At 50.3% G+C, this 20,701-nt stretch carries 17 protein-coding genes and 2 pseudogenes; 3 read left to right on the forward strand and 16 right to left on the reverse strand.

The genetic code is table 11. The annotated features are described in order from the left end of the window. Window positions 1-16 precede the first annotated feature (16 nt). The 3 genes from DI392_RS13985 (at window position 17) to phnC (ending at window position 5,833) form a co-directional block, all read left to right on the forward strand. Window positions 17-3,244 carry a type I restriction endonuclease subunit R gene (locus tag DI392_RS13985; RefSeq protein ID WP_041154773.1) on the forward strand — a complete coding sequence of 1,076 codons (3,228 nt, stop codon included), beginning with the start codon at window positions 17-19 and terminating at the stop codon, window positions 3,242-3,244. Between the two features lie 311 nt (window positions 3,245-3,555). Then, window positions 3,556-4,584, forward strand: coding sequence for an IS630 family transposase (locus DI392_RS13990; RefSeq protein WP_054645368.1), 1,029 nt, complete (start codon window positions 3,556-3,558; stop codon window positions 4,582-4,584). 469 nt (window positions 4,585-5,053) lie between these two features. After that, a complete protein-coding gene (gene phnC / locus DI392_RS13995; RefSeq protein WP_281259830.1) occupies window positions 5,054-5,833 on the forward strand; it encodes a phosphonate ABC transporter ATP-binding protein in 780 nt (259 codons plus the stop codon). A 181-nt stretch (window positions 5,834-6,014) separates the two neighbouring features. Here the strand turns inward: phnC and DI392_RS19640 are convergent, their stop codons facing one another. The 16 genes and pseudogenes from DI392_RS19640 to DI392_RS14075 all read right to left on the reverse strand — a co-directional run bounded on the left by DI392_RS19640 (window position 6,015) and on the right by DI392_RS14075 (window position 20,356). Then, window positions 6,015-6,188: a hypothetical protein gene (locus tag DI392_RS19640; protein WP_089110950.1), complete on the reverse strand. Its 174-nt coding sequence runs from the start codon at window positions 6,186-6,188 to the stop codon at window positions 6,015-6,017. A gap of 10 nt (window positions 6,189-6,198) precedes the next feature. Further along, window positions 6,199-6,975, reverse strand: a pseudogene (locus tag DI392_RS14000) (M48 family metallopeptidase). A 135-nt stretch (window positions 6,976-7,110) separates the two neighbouring features. Then, complete coding sequence (locus DI392_RS14005; RefSeq protein ID WP_055647290.1) at window positions 7,111-8,034, reverse strand: IS5-like element ISSpu11 family transposase; 924 nt, start codon at window positions 8,032-8,034, stop codon at window positions 7,111-7,113. Window positions 8,035-8,157: 123 nt separating this feature from the next. Next, a complete protein-coding gene (locus tag DI392_RS14010; RefSeq protein WP_109320331.1) occupies window positions 8,158-9,273 on the reverse strand; it encodes an FUSC family protein in 1,116 nt (371 codons plus the stop codon). A 205-nt stretch (window positions 9,274-9,478) separates the two neighbouring features. Further along, window positions 9,479-9,940, reverse strand: coding sequence for a methyltransferase family protein (locus DI392_RS14015; RefSeq protein ID WP_089110951.1), 462 nt, complete (start codon window positions 9,938-9,940; stop codon window positions 9,479-9,481). 213 nt (window positions 9,941-10,153) lie between these two features. Beyond that, window positions 10,154-11,545 (reverse strand): NAD-dependent succinate-semialdehyde dehydrogenase, encoded by a 1,392-nt coding sequence (locus DI392_RS14020; protein ID WP_109320332.1) that lies wholly within the window; start codon window positions 11,543-11,545, stop codon window positions 10,154-10,156. Window positions 11,546-11,886: 341 nt separating this feature from the next. Then, window positions 11,887-12,999: a glycerol dehydrogenase gene (locus tag DI392_RS14025; protein WP_109320333.1), complete on the reverse strand. Its 1,113-nt coding sequence runs from the start codon at window positions 12,997-12,999 to the stop codon at window positions 11,887-11,889. A 437-nt stretch (window positions 13,000-13,436) separates the two neighbouring features. After that, window positions 13,437-14,360: an IS5-like element ISSpu20 family transposase gene (locus DI392_RS14035; protein ID WP_014611608.1), complete on the reverse strand. Its 924-nt coding sequence runs from the start codon at window positions 14,358-14,360 to the stop codon at window positions 13,437-13,439. An 80-nt stretch (window positions 14,361-14,440) separates the two neighbouring features. Next, window positions 14,441-15,148 (reverse strand): annotated as a pseudogene (locus DI392_RS14040) (DEAD/DEAH box helicase family protein); the annotation flags it as partial. A gap of 228 nt (window positions 15,149-15,376) precedes the next feature. Beyond that, entirely contained in the window at window positions 15,377-15,541 is a 165-nt protein-coding gene (locus DI392_RS20040) for a hypothetical protein (RefSeq protein WP_226981121.1), read from the reverse strand. 28 nt (window positions 15,542-15,569) lie between these two features. Continuing rightward, window positions 15,570-16,280, reverse strand: a complete 711-nt coding sequence (locus DI392_RS14050) for an ABC transporter ATP-binding protein (protein WP_014611607.1) — start codon at window positions 16,278-16,280, stop codon at window positions 15,570-15,572. 1 nt (window position 16,281) lies between these two features. After that, complete coding sequence (locus tag DI392_RS14055; protein ID WP_109320334.1) at window positions 16,282-17,487, reverse strand: ABC transporter permease; 1,206 nt, start codon at window positions 17,485-17,487, stop codon at window positions 16,282-16,284. Then, window positions 17,484-18,635: an efflux RND transporter periplasmic adaptor subunit gene (locus DI392_RS14060; RefSeq protein ID WP_109320335.1), complete on the reverse strand. Its 1,152-nt coding sequence runs from the start codon at window positions 18,633-18,635 to the stop codon at window positions 17,484-17,486. Before DI392_RS14060 ends, DI392_RS14055 begins: the two co-directional genes overlap by 4 nt. Next, on the reverse strand, window positions 18,632-19,240 hold the full coding sequence (locus DI392_RS14065; RefSeq protein ID WP_004393990.1) for a TetR/AcrR family transcriptional regulator: 609 nt from the start codon (window positions 19,238-19,240) through the stop codon (window positions 18,632-18,634). Before DI392_RS14065 ends, DI392_RS14060 begins: the two co-directional genes overlap by 4 nt. Window positions 19,241-19,345: 105 nt before the next feature. After that, window positions 19,346-19,741 carry a DUF6088 family protein gene (locus DI392_RS14070; RefSeq protein ID WP_089110956.1) on the reverse strand — a complete coding sequence of 132 codons (396 nt, stop codon included), beginning with the start codon at window positions 19,739-19,741 and terminating at the stop codon, window positions 19,346-19,348. A 21-nt stretch (window positions 19,742-19,762) separates the two neighbouring features. After that, entirely contained in the window at window positions 19,763-20,356 is a 594-nt protein-coding gene (locus DI392_RS14075; RefSeq protein ID WP_089110957.1) for a tyrosine-type recombinase/integrase, read from the reverse strand. Window positions 20,357-20,701 lie beyond the last annotated feature (345 nt).

Genomic DNA, 20,701 nt, shown 5'->3' on the forward strand with positions numbered 1-20,701 from the left:
TAAGGATAAAGGCTTAATGATTACTGAAGACCAACTAGAACAACAATGCCTCGATTGGTTTAAAGAGCTAGGTTACCAATACCAAAATGGCTATGACATCGCACCAGATGGTGATATGCCTGAACGTGAAAACTATCAGCAAGTCACGCTACAGGCGCGTTTAGTCTCTGCCTTGGAAACCTTAAACCCAAATGTGCCCAGTGACACCTTAATCGAAGTAGCGAAAATCGTTGCCACACCGCAAACGCCTGTACTGATTAAAAACAACAAACTCTTTCACCAATATTTAATCGAAGGTGTGCCTGTTGAATACTCGGTAATGGAGCAAGAACAATGGGTGACCAAGCATACTCATGTTCGATTAATTGATTTTGAGAACCGCGAGAATAACGAGTTCTTAGTGGTTAATCAGTTCACCATCACAGGCACCAAAGTCAATCGTAGGCCAGATGTGATTGTCTTTATCAATGGCTTGCCAATGGCGGTCATTGAGCTGAAAAATCCAGCCGATGATCACGCCGATATTTGGAATGCTTACAATCAAATCCAAACTTATAAAGAAGAAATCGCTGACCTCTTTGTGTTCAATGAAGCGCTGGTCATTTCAGATGGATGGACGGCGCGAGTCGGCTCGTTAACGGCTAATAAAGAGCGCTTTTTGCCATGGAAAACCATCGAGGACGAAGACGACAAGCCATTACTCGAATTCCAATTAGAAACCATGGTGCGTGGCTTCTTTAAGCCAGAATTGCTGCTCGATTACATTCGCTACTTCGTATTGTTCGAAAATGATAGCGACAAGATCATCAAAAAAATCGCAGGTTATCACCAATTCCATGCCGTCCGAGCTGCTGTTAAGGCAACCGTCACGGCTGCCACAACGTCTGACCAAATTACTGAGCCACGGGCAAATTACGCCAATACCGTGGTGCCCGGAAGTAAAAAAGCGGGCGTGGTTTGGCATACCCAAGGCAGCGGGAAAAGCATTTCGATGGTCTGTTACGCAAGTAAATTGCTGCAACAACCAGAAATGAATAACCCAACCTTAGTAGTGGTTACCGACCGTAATGACCTAGATGGCCAGCTATTTAACACCTTTACGATGGCGCAAGAAACGCTAAAACAGATTCCTCTGCAGGCAGAAGACCGTGACTCATTGCGCGATTTACTGCTCAATCGTCAATCCGGTGGCATCATCTTCACTACTGTACAGAAGTTTGCTTTACTCGACGAAGAAATGGCACATCCTATCCTTTCTGAACGCTCGAATATCGTGGTGGTTTCCGATGAGGCACACCGTAGCCAGTATGGCAACAAAGCTCGCCTAGTAGATGTTAAAGACGAAGATGGCAACGTGGTTGATCAGCGTTATGTTTATGGTTACTCCAAATACATGCGTGACGCGCTGCCAAATGCCGCTTTTATTGGTTTTACAGGTACACCGATATCAATGGATGATAAAGATACTCGCAGTGTCTTTGGTGATTATGTTTCTATCTACGATATTCAAGACGCGGTCGATGACGGCGCGACAGTGCCGATTTACTACGAATCCCGCTTAGCCAAGCTCGATATAAATCAAGATGAAATCGAAGCGCTTAACGATCAGGTCGAAGAGGAAATTGGCGAAGACGAAGAAACGGAAAGTCGCGAGAAAATAAAATCACAGTGGTCAGCACTTGAGAAACTCGTTGGTGCAGAGCCGCGAATCAAACAAGTTGCCCAAGACCTGGTTGAGCACTTTACCATTCGCTGTGAAACTTTTCCGGGTAAGGCGATGATTGTTGCCATGAGTCGAGAGATTTGTGTGGATTTATACGATGCCATCGTGGCCATCAAACCCGAATGGCACAGCGATGATCCAAACAAAGGCGCGATCAAAATTGTTATGACAGGCAGCGCTGCTGACAAGGCCAAAATGCAGCCTCATATCCATGATAAGAAGACCAAAAAGCTGTTCGAGAAACGTTACAAAGATACCGATGACGAATTGCAATTGGTTATTGTGCGAGATATGTGGTTAACAGGTTTTGATGCGCCTTGTTGTCATACCATGTATATCGACAAGCCAATGAAAGGTCATAACCTGATGCAGGCGATAGCGCGAGTGAACCGCGTGTTTAAGGATAAGCCCGGAGGTTTAGTTGTTGACTATATTGGTATTGCCAATGAACTCAAAAACGCACTGAAGACCTATACCAATAGCCAAGGTAAGGGAAAGCCAACCGTTGATACCGCTGAAGCTTTCGCAGTCTTTATGGAAAAAATCGACGTAATTCGCGGTATGTTTGCCACGCCTGTTGATGGTGACATCTTCAACTATCGTCCGGATTTTGAAACCAAACCACTGCAACTGCTTCCGGGAGCCGTGAACCATATCTCAGGTCTCTCACACCGCAACAGCAAAGGCGAAGAAGTTCGTGATGGCAAACGCCGTTTCCTTGATGTCATGGCTGCGTTGATGAAAGCCTTCTCATTGTGTAATACCTTGGATGAGGTTGATGGTTATAAGAGTGAAATCGCCTTTTACGGAGCGATCAAGACCGCTTTCTTAAAACACTCAACAGTTGATAAAAAGCGCAGTGATGAATTGCGTAATTCTGCTTTGCGCCAGATCTTGAATAACGCGGTGGTTGCCGATGGAGTGGATGATATCTTTAAAACGGTTGGTTTAGATAAACCGAATATTGGCTTGCTCTCTCCTGAGTTTTTGGAAGATGTCGCCAATATGAAAGAGAAGAATTTAGCCGTAGAACTGCTAGAAAAGCTGTTGCGCGACGAAGTGAAAGCAAGAATGAAAAACGATGTTGTGCAGGAAAAGAAATATTCCGACCGTATTATGTCGACTTTGCAGAAATATCATAATCGCAACATTGAAACCGCACAGGTAATTGAAGAGCTGATCCAGTGGGCCAAAGAGATGCAAGCTGACGCTGAGATGATGGAAAAGCTGGGGCTTTCCACTGATGAAATTGCGTTTTACCGTGCATTGGTCACCAACGAGGCTTCCGTGCGAACGTTAGGCGATGACAACCTTCGTCAACTCGCCATTGAACTCACTCACCAACTGCGTAAATCCGCTACGGTAGACTGGCAGAAACGTGAGAGTGTCCGTGCTCGTATGCGCAACCTTGTACGTCGTTTATTACGCCGCTGGAAGTACCCACCTGATGCCGCTGAAGAGGCGATTAAGCTGGTTCTGGATCAAGCAGAAGTGCTAGCTGATGGGTGGTATGCAGCATAATTTTAATAGAGGCAAGGGGGGAAAACCTTGCCTTTTGCATATTTATTTATCATTGACTTCCACTTTAGTGAGGGTATTGGTTCGGTCAGAGTACATTAAATAATGAATAGAGGGTTATTTAGTGTATCGACCCTAAATGATTTTTGTCCAAAAACGATTCTGAGATTAAATATCCTTTATAAGGGGGTGTGACGCCCAATGGAACGAAAACGCTAACAAAAAATAAAGCCATTTACTAATGGGTTCGAAAGTAAGCGAACATCATTTATAATGTAGGCTCCGTTCGCCAAGCTTATCGGATATTTACACACATGCGCCACGATGACGGTCGTAAACTTGATCACAAAACATTAGAAGCCATTCGCGTTCGCGCCGTTCAACGGGTCATGGATGGCGAGAGTCCAGAAGTCGTCATCAAAGCGCTGGGGATGAGCCGAGCACGAATCTATGAATGGCTGGCTGCCTACCGCGAGGGTGGCTTTGACGCGCTCAAGGCCAAGCAGATTTCCGGTCGTCCCAAGAAACTGAGCGGTGCTCAGATCCGGGAGCTGTATATCTGGATAACGACCTTTACGCCGGACCAGTTGAAGTTTGATTTTGCCCTGTGGACTCGGGGCCGAGTGCGTGAGCTCATCCGGCAAAAGTTCAACGTCCGGTTAAGCGATGTCTCGGTCGGTCGTCTGCTTCGAAACCTGGGGCTGACGCCTCAGAAACCCCTGCATCGGGCCTACCAGCAAAAGCCAGAGGCCGTGAAACAATGGAAAGAAGAGACCTACCCGGAAATTCGCAAGGAAGCAAAAAAAGTCGGCGCCACCATCTATTTCGGCGATGAAGCCAGCATTCGGTCTGATTATCACAGTGGCACCACCTGGGCACCCAGGGGTGAAACTCCGATCATCCGTAATACGGGCAGTCGCTTCAGCATCAATCTGATCTCGGCCATCTCGCCTCGCGGCGAGCTTCGCTTTAAGACCATTCAGGGCAACATGAACACCGATGCGTTTCTTGGTTTCCTCAAGGCTCTGGTGCAAGACGTTGACAAGCCGGTTTTCCTGATCCTCGATAACCACCCGGTTCATCATGCTCGTCGGGTTCGAGACTATGTTGAGAGTCTCGACGGCAAGCTCAGGTTGTTCTTCCTGCCGCCGTACTCGCCGGAGCTGAATCCTGACGAGTCTGTTTGGGGCTATATCAAATACCATCACGTCGGTAAAAAGATCATTAACAGCAAAGAACAACTTCGGAGCACTGTTTACCGGCAGCTTCGACGTTTGCAAAAATTGCCACGACTATTGAAATCGTTTTTTGGCCATCCGGATTTGGCTTATATCTCCGGGTAATGTTCGCTTACTTTATTTCGAATTAGTAAGTGCAAGGCTGTCCTTGCCCACCCTTAAGGCCACACCTTGAATTGCTGCCCGTTTCCAGATCCACCCCACCATAGTCAGCACCTGGAAGCGCGACCTATTGGAGAGCGCGTCCGACCTCCTCGAAGGCAAGAGTATAGTCGGTAAGCAATTCGATGAACTCAGCACGGACGAACTGTACCGTGAGATTCGCCGACTGACGGTGGAACGCAATTTTTGTTGCTTAAGCTCCTGGGTGGCTCGTTCCACTTTGGCTGAGCTCCATGTATTTCACAGAGCCCTTCGGAAAATCCTTGCGAACCAAAAGCACTTCATCAAACTGTCACATCAGTGACACGACGTTGTCATCTCTCAGCTTTATCGTTCAATTGTAACTCGCAATACGGCGAGCTTATTTATTGCAAAAGGTGATACTGTGGCCCCAACTCAATCAACCAATGTGATGCTTCGAGTCGAGAGTATGGGCGTAACCTACCCGGGAAACGTCCTCGCGCTCAAACCCACCAACGTTCACTTTCACAAGGGCGAATTCACCGTGCTACTGGGACTTTCAGGCGCGGGTAAATCCACTCTGCTTCGTTCACTGAATCACCTGGTTAAGCCCACAACCGGGAAGGTTGTGTCTGGCGAGTTTGGTGAACTGACCAACCGTAGAATCCTGCGACAGCACCGCAGCCGCACCGCCATGGTGTTCCAGCATCACCAGCTGATCGAACGATACACCGTGTTACAGAATGTGCTGACAGGCAGACTTGCGTATCACGGTACTTGGCGAAGCCTGCTTCCCCTGCCCCGGCAGGACCTGGAGTTGGCTCTGCAATGCCTCGACCGCGTAGGTCTGGCTGACAAAGCGCTTTCCCGAGTAGATCAGTTGTCCGGCGGCCAGCAGCAGCGGGTTGGAATCGCCAGAGCATTGGTGCAGCAACCATCCATGATTCTTGCCGATGAGCCCGTTGCCAGCCTGGATCCGGCCACTTCTGAAAAGGTACTCGGCCTACTGCGCGATATTTGTCAGGAAGATGGAATCACCGCGGTTATTTCCTTGCACCAATTGGAATACGCCCAGCGTTTTGCAGACCGGATCATCGGCCTTTCGAACGCTCATATCGTTTTTGACGATGCTCCTGAAAACCTGAAATCGAAACACCTGGACGAGATGTCGGTGGACAACAAAGTTTGTAACTCTGACGATAAAGTTCGCCACTTTTACATTAAAGATTGAAACTTTATAAGGAGCAGTGCTTACAGGATAAGCACTGCTCCTTATAAAGGATATTTAATCTCAGAATCGTTTTTGGACATTTATTGGTTAGAGTAAAGATTCGATGCATCGAAACCTTCATGGAACAATGAAAATACTTATTCACCTTAAATGAATAGGCACTCGGATATAAATAATTTACCTAATCATCCACAACTTCAATCGTTACATGCTGAGCACCAAGGTAAGTACCTTCATCCAATTCATAGCGCAAGGTTTCATCACAGTGTGGGCAGTCAAAGGCTTCGTTTGGCTCGATGCACTCATCTTCGAGCCAATCCCAGCCAATATGCTTTTCACAAGTTGGGCATGTCATTCAACAATCCTTACTCATTCAAATACAGCTCCGCCATTCCATCTAAACGGGCTTTTACTGCTTTCCAATTAGGCATCACGCTTGTTAATAAGCGCCAGAATTTCTCACTGTGGTTGTGCTCAGCGATATGACAAAGCTCGTGCAGAATCACGTAATCAATACACTCTTTAGGCGCTTTAATTAGATGAGGGTTGAGCATCAGGTTCCCTTTGGCTTAACAGCTTCCCCATTGCTTTGTCATGGGCAGTACACGAAAGCTGGGGATACCATCAACCCATGTCGCTTGAGGTAGTAACTCAGATAGGCGCTCATGGAAAATACGTTCAGCACGAACCTTGTATCAGTTGCGCACCAAAGCTTTAACCATGGAAGTTTTGTCATCGTTAAACCTCGTCAAGTTGACAAGTAACTTACCGCGAGTCATTTTTACCGTTGGTAAGGCTTCTGAATCTTCCACGATCTTCAATACATAACGACGCCCAAGATAGAACTGCATCTCACCGCTAACGTAGTGTTTGGGCTGCACGTACTCCAAATGACCTCGAAACTCTTTCAGGGCATCATAAATCCACTTGGCACGTTTCATTACCGCTTGGTGAATGTCCTCAAGCTCAGCGTCTTCTGGGGTACTAACTGTGACATCACAGTTGGGTTGCACCTTGATGGTAATACTTCGCTTTTTTCCTTGTTTGATAGGCTTACGCAGCACCTCATAGCTCACAGCCTCATCTCCATAGATGAAGCTGTATTCCTCTTTGTTACGTTCGTCAGAGAGTGTTGATGCCATTAATGGTGACCAGCTAAACCTAAGCGAGTGATTTGCACCACTTCTTCGGCAATGACTTGCGCTTTATCGACCCCTAAATCGGCTTTGTTTCCTAAATCGATTCAGCGAGCAAAGCTCCTCATAATCGTTTGAATATTAAACTACACGGTAAGTTTCAGGCATGCCTAGCCCAGTGAGTTTGTTCAACGCCTTTATCATCGCGTAAGTTTCTCCTACCTGACCGTTATAATTTCGCAGGCTCAATCTGCCACCAAGTAGTTGCTTCACTCTGTACATTGCTGTTTCTGAGATTGACCGCCGATGATAACCATACCGTTTTTTCCACTGTTTGTTTGAACCATGAAGCTGTTGCCAACTGACCGCTAAGTTACGCGGATGACCTTGTTCCCAGAGCGCGGCGCCTTCCCTCGGTGGAATGAGTACTAAAGCCCGTTTTCTACGAACGGCATCGTGACAGGCTCTTGTGTCGTAAGCACCATCACCTGAGATATTGCGGATTTTGCGATGGGTTTGCTTGAGCAAATTCGGCATAACTTCAGCGTCAGTGACACCGGATAAACTCAGTTCCGCTGCAATAATTTCATGACTATGGGTATCGACAGCGATATGCAGCTTACGCCACACGCGGCGCTTGCCATCTGTGCCATGTTTCTTCACTTTCCACTCACCTTCGCCATAAACCTTCAAGCCTGTCGAGTCGATAGCCAAGTGCTCAATGGTGCCACGCGTCTTGGTTTTAAAAGCAATCTTGACGGTTTTAGCGCGTTTGCTGATGCAAGTGTAATGTGGGCACGAAAGCGGAATATCAGCCAGTTTAAACACCGAGTTGATAAAGCCTTGTAACGCTCGTAGTGGCATCGAGAAAACACGTTTAACCATCAGCGCGGTGGTAATGGCTAAGTCGCTAAATACGCGTGGTCGACCTTTCCTTGGTTGCTCGGCCTTAGCTTTCCACTGGGCGATAGCGTCCTCATCAATCCAGAAGGTAAGTGAGCCACGATTGATCAGGGCTTGATTGTATTGCTTCCAGTTGATTGTTTTATATCGAGGTTTTGACACGATTGATGGGCGAGTTGATGGGCTATGTCGATCAGATCACCAGCTATGGTTTTAGTTCAACTGATTTAGGAAACAAAGCCGTTGCGACTGTAACGCCCGGCAATTGGCTGATTACTCGGCCAATTACTCGGGAATATCCAACTGGCGCTGGGCAGATGCTTTGCGCTTATAGGCCAGATCCAGACTGGCCAGCTCGCCATGAATGGCCAACAGTGCCTGGGCAAGTTGATAGATAAGCCAGCTGTAACCGCTGAGCGCAAAGTCTTGATGCGCCGCTTCCGGCGAGTCGTCGCTCGATTCAGATGGCAGTTGCTTAAGCAGCTGTTGCTGCAATTGATAACCAAGTCCCAAGGGGAGTTTAGGACAGTCGGGCGTGTTGCCGGCCACATAGTCCGCCAGATAGGCGAACTCTCGCTGCAGCCCACTGGCCACCTGCTTAACTCTGGCATAAGCCGCATCTTCTTCGGCCTTCCAGCGGGTGAGCAGCAGTAGTTCCAAAAGCGTGATCACCCTTATCTGTTTGTTGGCCAGCTCGGTTAGAGTCTGGGCCTCTTTCTTTAATGTTTGGCTTTCCCATTCCAGCGAAAACAGCAGCTTTTTCTGCGCCAGCACCGCCTTCATTGCCGTCTCCAGCGACTTACGGGCATTTTTCGGCTCTTCCTGGCCGGCATTGAGATGCTGCTCCAACACTTGGGTCATGATTTTCAGTGAACTTGCCAGTTGTGCCCGCCAGTCCTGTTTGGCCTTGATTGGCAGCACAAACAGGGAGACCAGCACGGCAATCACGCAGCCGATGAGAATATTGGCGGTACGCCACAGAGCTTCTGAGGTGTCGTGGTTGGCGTCACCTATCACTATGATCATGGTGAACCCAGCTACCAGATAGGCATAGCTGTAACGGCCGGCGTTGAGATAACAGACTATGCTGACCCCGAGGATCAGCAACCCCATCAGATCCCAATAGCCGTTCATCAAGATCACCAAAGAGACCCCATAAGCCGAGCCCAGGCAGGTGCCTACAGCCCGCTGCAGCGATTTTTCGATAGCGCCGCCCACCTGTGGCAGGCCCATCATGATGATCACTATGGTGACCATACTCCAGACAAAATGAGGCAAAGACCAGATGGCGTTGATGGCGGCGGCAATAAACAGCGCCAAGGCCAGTTTTACCGTGTGTACGGCACGGGAATGGCGGTAGATAAAATCGGCGAAGGCGGAGGCTCTGGCAAACAGAGGCATGGCAGTGTCTCAAAAAATGTGGTTGACCGTCAGCGGCAATTATGCCAGAGATGCGCGGCGATAGCGTCTCGGGGATGAGCTAAAGATGCAAACTGGGAAGCTGAATTAGCGGCGGATAATATGGTTGTGAGCTGGGTCACGGCTATAGTGCTCTGGGAGTAAGCATCTTTGGCTCCGTCATGCTTTTTCTTCGCTAGATAAGCAGCTAAATCCAGCGTCTGACTTTTTGACAATACAAGCGGTAGCTGTCACCAAAGAGTTGCTGCATTGCCCGTTCTTCCGGAAGGATTTGAAAGCGTTGCAAATAAGCAACAAAAAGGGCGATTAAAAACAGTAACCAGAGACTGTTGAGAAAGACGGCCTGTGCCAGCAGCAAGAGTACAAACCCCAGGTACATGGGGTTGCGTGAGCAGCGGTAAATACCTGAGGTCACCAAGGCCGAACTCTGTTCCGGCACCCTGGGATCCGGCGTGGTTCCATGGCGTTTGAAGCTCAGTACTCCTGCCAAAGGAATAACCAGCCCAGCAGTCAACAGAGAAACAGCGAGCCCCAAACTAAAGGTCGGATGCAGGTTTGAAGAGGGTAAGTAATAGGATGTCAGTTGCAACAGTAGCGCAAACAGCAGCAAGAGCGCCAGGGGTGGCAGTTTCTTTTCCAGTCCGGACATGAATTACACGGTTTTGAGTATTAGGTATCGGTTAAGATGACATGGACAAGGTATTGAATACAAGGACATACCATTGGCTATTCCCGTTTTGGCGCAGCCGCGTTCTGTGCTTTGTGCCAACACCAGTCAGTTTGCCAGTCGATTTGACTGTGGCGATAAAAGACCCGGCCAGGTGCTCGGGTCTTTATCGAACTAAATATGCTTCAAGCGCGATCAGAAGGGAGCGTTGATATCCACCACGTTGATCAACTTGTGGTTGACGAACTCTTTCAGGCCTAAGTCGATCAGTTCACGACCATAGCCGGAGCGGCGGATGCCGCCAAAGGGCAAATCAGCCTTAACCATGGTGGGGTGGTTGACAAACATCATCCCGGTAGAGACTTGCTTGGCTACCGCCAGACCGCGCTGTTCATCGGCGGTGAACACAGAGCCACCGAGGCCGAAGGGCGAATCGTTGGCAATGGCAATCGCTTCCTGTTCATCCTTTGCCTTGAGGATCATGGAGACAGGGCCGAAGAACTCCCAATAGTAAGCCGGATTGTCCGGGGTCACATTGGTAAGTATGGTCGGCTGTACAAAAGCGCCTTGCTCCGGCACTTTGGGACCAACTTCGGTAGCTGTGGCACCATGCTCAACCGCTTCACGAATTTTCTGCTTCACTTCATCGGCAGCACCCTGGGAAGACAGGGGCGCCAGAGTCGTGTTCGGATCCATAGGGTCACCGGCTTTAAGCGCGGCTACGCCTTTGGTATAGCCTTCCATAAACTTGTCATAAATGGCTTCCACCAGGATCATCCGTTTGGATGAAACACATACCTGACCGGCATTCCAGTGACGGCCGAATACCGCCCAATCTATGGTTTTCTCAAGCTCGGCATCTTCCAGCACGATAAAGGCGTCAGAGCCGCCCAGCTCCAGAGTGGATTTTTTCAGCGCCTTACCGGCCTGAGAGGCAATAACGGCGCCTGCACCTTCAGAGCCGGTCAGAGCCACGCCATGTACCTTGGGTGAGTTGATGATCTGCTCGACTTGATCCCGGGTAGCATACAGGTTCTGGAAGGCGCCCTGTGGCAGTCCGGCATCCCGCATCAGGCTCTCAAAAGCGGCGGCGCACTGAGGCACATTGGAAGCGTGTTTCAGCAGCAGGGTGTTGCCGGCAGAAAGTTGCGGAGCCAAGATCCTGGCTATCTGGTAATAGGGGAAGTTCCAGGGTTCAATGGCCAGCAAGACCCCAAGAGGTTCATTGACCAGCAGCGCTTCCCCTTCGGCGGGATCGGCCACAGGCAGTTTCTGCGGTGCCAGCAGTCTCTCGGCATGCTCGGCATAGTATTCGAGGATCTGCGCCGACAGTTCTACTTCGGCCTCGGCCTCTCCAATGACTTTACCCATCTCTAGGGTCAGCAGCTCTGCATAGCGGCGCTTGCTGTCTCTGAGCAGGGCTGCAGCCCGATAGAGTATTTCAGCCTTGTTGGCAAAAGAGGTATTGCGCCAACTCAAAAAGGCCTGGTGGGCCGATTCAATTGCCTCTGTGACTTCGGCATCAGTGGCATTGGGAAATTCTTTGATGAGCTCTCCCGTGAAGGGATTGATCGTTGCATATGCCATGTGTTCCTCCCAGCGTTGCAAGTAATAGGGTATTGATGCCAACTCCTGGCATCGGGTGAAAATGTTTGAAGTTATCGTGGGTTTTGCCCCTCAGAGGCGAGTGGCAAGAAAAAGCTCAAACCTTTCTACGCTTTAAATGGCGACATTTGTGTGATCTTGATCGCATCAGTCGCCTGATGTCTACCGGTCGGTGATTTTTAATCCTTTTTTGTTAATTCTTTGTTTTTAAAAAACTTAAAAATAGCATTCACCAACAAAAATGCAACTTATCGTTTTGATCTTGCGCAAGGGAAGATGCAACCCCTCGCTTTCGGGAGAGAGGTTGCATCCTTTGTATCTTGTCAGTTCTGGTGGCTATAGCGTTCGGCCATGGCATTGGCTGCGATCATTGCCTGATAGACATCATCGGCACTGACCGCCATAGGCATATTGCCCATGGTATCGCCTTCGGCGCAGGCGATTTCGGCAACTTTACGCCACTCCTCCTCACGGAATTGTTTCAGCCCCATATCTGCCAGAGTCAGCGGCAAACCCGCGGTTTTAATGATGCGGACAACATTGTCGATTTCGCTCTGTGGGGCGTTTTCCAGCACCAGTTGGGTCAAGAGGCCAAAGACCACCTTTTCGCCGTGCTGGGCGTTATGCAATTCGGCAACTGCCGACATGCCGTTATTGACTGCGTGCGCTGCCGCCAGGCCACCGGCTTCGGCACCAACACCGCTTAAATAGATGGTTGCTTCTATGGTTTGCTCCAGCGCCGAGGTGACTATCTTATTGTTTACCGCATCCATGGCGGCGGCCACATTTTCACTGAGCAATTGATAGCACAGTTGTGCCAGACCAAGGCCGGTACGCGAAGGCTTTTTCAGCACCAGGTTGACACCGTCGGCTTGATAACAGGCCCTGGCTTCAAAGTAGGTGGCCAGGGCATCGCCTATACCTGCAGCGAAGAAACGCGCCGGCGCGGCAGCGATTATGCTGGTGTCGGCAATCACGGCATCCGGATTTTGTGGCAGGAACAGATAGCGTTCAAACTCACCCGCTTCGGTATAAATCACTGATAAAGCCGTACAGGGAGCATCGGTTGACGCTATGGTGGGGTAGAGAACGACAGGGTGCTTAAGGTGGAAGGCAACGGCCTTGGCGACATCCAGTGTCTTACCGCCGCCGACACCGACAATTACGTTGGCATGAGCCTGCTCAGCCAGGGCGACAAGACGCTGGATCTCGACTTCACTGCACTCGTAGTTGAATTTTTCCAGTTGGTTGTTGATGCCGTTTTGCTCAAGCCCCGTCAGGGCTTCGTTCTCAAGCCTGCTGAGAATAAACTCATCGGCGATAATAAAAGCATTGTCGCCGAAGTCATGCACATATTCGTGCATTTGCGACAATAAGCCTTTGCCAATAATGAACTTTTTGGGAGATGTGACGGTACGTGGAACTGCTGTGCTCATATGGCCTCCATTACATTCAGGCTCGGATCCTTGTTCAAAGAGACTCTATCACAGCCAAGATTTAATGCTATGGCGTAATCATCTGTTTTTTATTGGATTAACAGTAAAATAAACTGCAATGAGGTTTTGGTTCCTGGTCGAGGAACTGCCACTGGCCTTTTATTTGGAGAGGTTGCAGTGATGGATATTAAAAGGCTTTGTTTCCTAAATCGATTCAGCGAGCAAAGCTCCTCATAATCGTTTGAATATTAAACTACACGGTAAGTTTCAGGCATGCCTAGCCCAGTGAGTTTGTTCAACGCCTTTATCATCGCGTAAGTTTCTCCTACCTGACCGTTATAATTTCGCAGGCTCAATCTGCCACCAAGTAGTTGCTTCACTCGGCTTTGTTTCCTAAATCGCGCCAACACACAAAGCTCCCCCCTGCTGTTCACGTATTAGACAAAATACTGTGTTTCAGGCATACCTAGCTTAGTCAGTTTGTTTAATGCTTTTATCATGGCGTAAGCCTCCCCGACTTGAGCATTGTAATTTCTCATGCTCAAGCTGCCGCCGAGCAACTGCTTTATCCGATGCATGGCGGTTTCAGAGATTGAGCGACGATGGTAGCCATAGCGTTTCTTCCACTTTTTATTTGAGCCGTAAAGCTTTTGAAAACTCACGGCTAAATTGCGTGGATGCCCTTGTTTCCAATAGGCTGCACCATCGCGTGGAGGAATAAGGCTAAAGGCCCGTTTACGGCGGATAACCGTGTGACATTCTCGCGTATCATAGGCACCATCTCCTGAAATCGTATGGATTTTCCGGTAGGTTTGATTAAGCAAATTTGGCAGCACTTCAGCATCTGTCACATTCGATAAACTGAGCTCAGCCGCAATAATCTCGTGAGTATGAGTGTCAACGGCAATATGCAGTTTTCGCCAAACTCGGCGTTTGCCATCCGTACCATGCTTCTTCACTTTCCATTCTCCTTCGCCATAGACTTTTAGCCCTGTGGCATCGATAGCTAAGTGCTCAATAGCGCCCCTTGTCTTAGTTTTAAAGGAGATGTTAACTGTCTTAGCGCGTTTGCTGATACAGGTATAATGCGGGCAAACTAATGGTACGTTTGCCAGTTTAAATACCGAATTGATAAAGCCTTGTAGGGCTCGCAATGGCATAGAAAAAACACGCTTAACCATCAGTGCGGTAGTGATCGCCAAATCACTAAACACAAGTGGCCGACCTTTTTTGCTTGGCTCTGTTGTCGCTTTCCAAGTAGCGATCGCTTCCTCATCAATCCAGAAGGTCAATGAGCCACGGTTAATCAAGGCTTGATTGTACTGTTTCCAGTTGGTTGTCTTATAGCGAGGCTTTGGCACGGTTGATTAGTGGAGCTGTGAATGATGCCGATCTGATCACTGATTACAGATTTAGTTCCATCGATTTAGGAAACAAAGCCGACCGTATCGTGTCCTTCACGGGTGTCTGGCGGTGACATAGCGACAACCGAAGTCACCTTGCCAATTTGGTCAAGACACTTTTTGTATTGGATGGCAGACGCTTTTGAGTCACAAGCAAGCTGACCCTTTAAACCTTGGCGTTTGAAGTTTTGGAAATGGTCAGAAATATCATGAGCGATAAGTTCAATACGACCCTCGGTTTGATAGATTTGACCTTTCTGAGCGAACTTCTTCTTCAAATCGGTACGTTGTTTTTCGGTCAGCTTATCGGTGATGCGGTCGAACCAAGCATCAAGCGCTTTGTCGTTGGTGCTTAACTCGGGAACACGCTCTTCATATAGTAAGGGGGTAACGGTTTTATCTTCCACCGCCTGTTGCATGGTGTACGAGTGAATGATTTTACCGAATTTGTTTTCGGTCTTGTCATCTTGCAGCAGTGGTGTCCCCGTAAAGCCAATGTAAGCGGCTTTTGGCAGCGCCTGTTGCATTCGAATGTTGTTTTCACCGTTTTGGCTGCGGTGGCCTTCATCAACTAGGACAATCATGTCAGGGCTGTCGTTATAACACTCTGGCAGTTCAATCTCGGTGCCAAACTTGTTGATGATGGAGAAGATGATGCGCTCGTTGCCTTTGCCGATTTGCTCCGCTAAGCGGCGGCCTGTGGTTACCATGGCTGTTTTACGATCTTTTTCAGACAGTGCACCGCCAAATGATTGGATCACCGCTTTGCCGTCGCTGCTCGCAGCAGCCAGCTTCATGGCCAGCGCCGCCTCGTGAGTCTGCGCGTCAAAGTTTCTGAACTTGGTCGCATCAGCGCCGAGGTAAGCAAGGATGCGCATTTTTTCAGTAAGCGGTGGCTCGGGGTGTGCAGCAACTTTTGGGGCGAGCTGAACGACCTGAACCCATTCCTCCTGCGAAATCGCACCGGTAATAGCCTACATGTTGCGCCCGAGTTCCTGCATGATCTTGCGTAGCGCCAGTGGCTCAACCTGGGTAGCGTCACCAGCCCAAGCTGGCAACTGAAAACCCCATAAAAGCAGGCAGGCCGTAACGGTCAGGGTGATAGTTCCAAATGCGTGGCTGTGTTTGCGGTGGGTCATGAAATTCTCCTGTAATTCAATCGTTCTCTCATTCGAACTCCCGCCCTTCGCCAGCTTCCTCATGGGTCACGCCGTCGCGGATGTGGTAGATGCGCTTGAATGTGGGGATGATCTTTTCGTCATGGGTGACGACGATGATGGCGGTCTCTAACTTCCGGGCCATGTCGTTGAGGATGCGGATTACAGCCATGGCGCGCTCGGAATCCAGCGGCGCAGTAGGTTCATCGGCCAGGATCACCGGCGGACGATTGACCAGTCCGCGCGCGATGGCGACCCGTTGCTGCTCGCCACCGGAGAGTTGCGAGGGCATTGCGCGAGCTCGGTGTTGCACATCAAGCGCTGTGAGCAATTCCAGTGCCTTCGCGCGCGACTCTCCATTCGCGACGCCTGCAAGCATCGGCAGCAGCGCCACGTTGTCGGTGACATCGAGAAACGGAATCAGGTACGGCGCCTGGAAAACGAAACCGATCTTGTCACGCCGTAAGGCGCGCAGGTCGCGGACTTTCCAGCCATCGGCGTAGATCACTTCATCGCCCAGCGTCATCCGACCGGCGGTCGGTTCGATCACCGCACCCAGACACTTGAGCAGCGTGCTCTTGCCGGACCCGGAAGGGCCGATCAGTCCCACCACTTCACCAGGCGCAACATGCATATTCACGTCTCTCAAGGCAAAGACAGCGGTGTCACCATCGCCATACCGCTTGCTTAAACTTTCGATGTGTATCCCTTTGCCACTCATCTCAACCTCCAATGGCTTCGGCCGGATCGACCTTGAGTGCCATGCTAATGGCGACGAGGCTAGCTAGAACGCAGATCACGAGCACAGCAAAAAAACCGGCGACAGAATCCATTGGCGTGAGCAGGACATATTTTGGAAAAGCCGGTGCTGAAAAGGTGGCTGTGATCTTGCCGACCACGAAGCCAATCACGCCCAGGGCCAGCGCCTGCTGCATGATCATCGCGGCGATGGTTCGGTTGCGTGTGCCGATGAGCTTCAACACCGCGATCTCACGGATTTTGTCCATCGTCAGCGAATAGATGATGAAGGCAACGATGGCCGCGCTAACGATGGCCAGAATCACAAGGAACATGCCGATCTGCTTGGCCGAGGTGGCGATCAGCTTGCCGACGAGGATGTCTTCCATCTGTGCCCGGGTGTAGACCGTCAAACGCTTCCAGCGCTGGATGGATTCGGCAACCTCGTCCGGCGCATGACCAGGTTTCAGAGTGACCAGCACGGTATTGACGAACGCGTTGCTGCTCTGTGAAGCAATCACGGCATCCAGCAAACCTGGATCACCGGGTCGATTGAAGACCGGGTTGGCTTCGGTGCGACGCCGGCTTTGCCAGATGGCATCGTTGTCCTTGAGGAACTGGGCCTCCTGGGCATCTTTGAGCGGAATGAATACCATCGGGTCGCCGCTGGACGACACCATGCGCCGTGTCAGCCCCACGACGGTGTAATGATTGCGGCGAATGGCAAGACGATCTCCCAGTTTGAAGCCGGTGGCGATGTCGGCCACAGCCTCGTAGTGACCGCGCGTGATCTGGCGTCCACCGACGAGATAAGGAGGCCATCCGGGTGTAGCCCCCAACGCACCGGGCGCGATGCCGACCACCATGGTGCGTACATCACTCTCGCCCTTGCGTACCTGCATGGTCAGGTAGGTCGCGTTCGCTGCCTGTGAGACTCCCGGCATGGCGAGAATGGCGCGATACACGTCATCGTTGAGGCTGGACGACTCCGCATAAGGACCCAGAGTATCCTTTTGCACCACCCAAAGGTCAGCGCCACTGTTGTCGAGCAACGCCTTGCCGTCGTCCACCATGCCTCGGTACACCCCAGCCATGACTAGGGTGACGCCGATCAGCAGACCCAGACCGATGCCGGTGAAGACGAATTTCCCCCAGGCATGGAGAATGTCGCGGCCGGCCAGGCTGATCATCGTGAAACTCCCGGGATATGCTCGACCACATAGATGCGGCTGCGCGCCGTCAGTGCCTTTTCGCTATAGGTCACAACCTGGTCCCCATTCTTGAGCCCTTCGCGCACCTGCACGTAACCATTGAGGTCGGAAGTGCCGAGCTTGACCGGGGAGAAATGCAGATCACCATCCACGATTTGCCAGACACCAACTTTATCGCCATCACGCTGGACGGCAGCGTTGGGGATCAGTGGAGCGGCCGGGAGCGCCGGCAAGTCAACCGTGACTTCGGCCAGTTCACCCACTGGTGGCAAAGGTTCTGGTTTGTTATCGAATGTCACCTTGGCAAGCGTTTCCTCGGTTACCGCGTCGGCCTTGGGTTCCACCCGCAGCACGCGACCTTTCAAGGTCTGGCCACCACGCGAACGCAGGACGATATGAGCCGGCAGCCCCCCAGCCAGCCCCGATGCGCTGATCTGGTCGAAGCGCACATTGATCCACAAACTCTTGGGGTCGATCACTTCCACCACGGCCTGGCCCGCGACGATGGTCGTGCCGGGATTGGCATCGCGCACGGCGACTACACCGTCGACCGGCGCGATCAGGCGCAGATTGCTCCGCTGCGCGACGAGTGCTTCGTGGTCGGAGCGTGCCCGGGCAATATCTTCCCGAGCGGCGGATAGGGCGGCATCGGCGATCTGCAGTTCCTGCCGCTTGGTGGTGACGATTTCCTCGCTGGTCGAGCGCACCGCAAACAATTGCTCATAGCGGCGCGCCTGGGTTTGCGCGTAGGCTTGCCGGGCTTCTGCCTCGCGCAAAGCCGCTTCCGCCCGCTTGAATACAGACTCCTGTGAGCGCACCCGATCATCAAGGTCGACCGGCTCCATTTCGCCGAGCACCTGTCCGGCCTTGACCTGGTCGCCTACATGCACCTCCAGGCGTTTGACGCGCCCGGCAAACGTCGGCCCGATCTTGTAGGTGTAGCGCGCCTCCACCGTGCCGATGCCGAACAGCGCCGGTGTGATAGCCCGTGATTCCACGCTTGCCACCGTCACAGCGACCGGGGCGAGCGGCCCTGATCGCAGACCGACATAAATAAAAAGCACCAGCAAAGGAATGATGACGGCAAGCAGTGCCAGGGTGCGGCCTTGCAAGGGTAACTTTTTCATTGCGCACTCCTTATGCCACGCCGATAAATTGCAAAGACGCGCGGCGCATCGCGGTGCATACGTCCCACATCACCCGCCAACAGCGATTGCATGACCAAGCCCTGGATCGTGCCAATGAACAGCGTTGCCGCCGCCTCGTTGTCAAGCGAGGGAGACAACTCGCCGCTGGCCTTGCCTTTCTCGATGAGACGATGCAAACGTTCGCCGTAGCGCTGAATCAAGGTTTGCACCATGCGCTTGGCCGGTGTCGATTCGGCACGCTGAAGCTCACCAAACATCATTCTTGGCACGCCTGGGTGCTCAGCTACGAATTCGATGTGACTCATGAACATCGCCTCCATGGCTGCCAAGGGCGACTCGATTCCTTGTGCGGATCGATCGATTCTGGCTAATAGGCGCTCTGCTACCCACTCCATGACCGCCTGCCAAATGGCTTCCTTGTTCGGGAAGTGCCGAAACAGCGCACCCTGGGTCAAGTTCATGTGTTTAGCGATAGCCGCAGTGGTTATCTCGCTTGGGTTTTGTGAACCGGCAAGCGCCACGACGGACTCGACAGTTACGGCACGACGTTCATCGGCCGGCAGATGCTTTGGATGGGTGTCCACGAGCACTCCTTGTAAGATAGTAATTGATTACTATCTTACCACAAGAGGCAACTCAAACAAGAGAAAACCCGACGTACTCGTCAATATCTAGAGTCTGCAATGGGCTTAACGTGCTTTATTTTCCGTTTTCTGAGACGTCCCCAGTACTCGATTGCCGACTACCAGCTTGCGATTAAACTGCTTAGGATTCCATGAATAATGAACGGATGATGGTATTTGAGTGCTTTCACCTGAGAGGCTTTGCAGAGATAGGTTGTCCATCTCAAAATCGACCCCTTTCATCTTTAATATCTCACGCATCAGGGCATCGCTTCCCCCTGGGTTAGTAGGCATGGGTCTGCCTGTTAAGCTGTTAATCCTTGCCTTGGTATACAAGCCATAGCCAAGCTTTATTAGCTCACCTTGTTTGACCAAATACCTAAGCGCTCGACCAATTTGATCGTAGCTAGCAAAACCATCAAAGTCTTTCCGCTCAAAAACATAGCGTCTGGAACGCTTTATCTTTTGAACTAGTCACTTATGTTAAATTTCGATATCCTCAGATATATTAAGCGCATCTTCCATTTCGACGCCCAGATAACGAATTGTATTGTCTAACTTAGCGTGTCCAAGCAGTAACTGAACGGCACGAATGTTTTTTGTTCGAGCATAGATTAAAGTCGCCTTAGTTCTTCGCATTGAATGAGTTCCATATAGATTAGGATCATAACCGAGTTGAGACGCCCAGCGGTGAATGATGGTTGAATAGCAGCTATAGCTCATAGGCTTACCCTCCTTACGAGGGCTAGGGAAGATATAATCAGACGCAGATAAACCACTTTGCATCAACCATTGTGTTAATGATTGCGCAGTACGCGAAGTTATTTCGAATTGAACCTCACGTTCCGTTTTACTTTGTTGGTAAAGAACTCTGTTCTGAATGACACCACCTGAAGAAATATCTCGAACTTTCATTCTCAACAGATCACATGACCGTAATTTACAATCGATGGCGATATTCAGTAACGCCAGCTCTTTGATGTTGCCCTCAATTTCTAGTCGAGTTCGAATACGCCAGATATCTTCTAGCTTAAATGGCTTTTTCTGCCCTGTTAAATGACTTTTCTTTGTCCACATAATTGACCTCCAATCTAACTTTAGAAGTGGCCTTATTAATTTTAGTTGGAGAGTGGAAGTGTGAGATTGCATGGGTATGCAGTTGTGTATTTATCAACGATGGGTGTTGATTTATTAGTTGGAGTATTTGATCTAACCAATAAAGGGGCAAAAGCTTGCTACAGCAAAAGACAAACTATGACAAAAAGCGTCGAAAAGTTTCGAACTTTATTGTTACTTCTTGCTTTGAGTTGGCCTATTGAGTGAAATTGAGTTTTGATCTTTATTGTCAGTTCTTTGCTATAGTGTCACGTAGCAATCTGCCCCGCGTAACAGAAAAGTTTCAATCTTTGTTGTTCAGCGACA

It is taken from the genome of Vibrio albus (genome assembly GCF_003144035.1).
GTDB lineage: Bacteria > Pseudomonadota > Gammaproteobacteria > Enterobacterales > Vibrionaceae > Vibrio > Vibrio albus.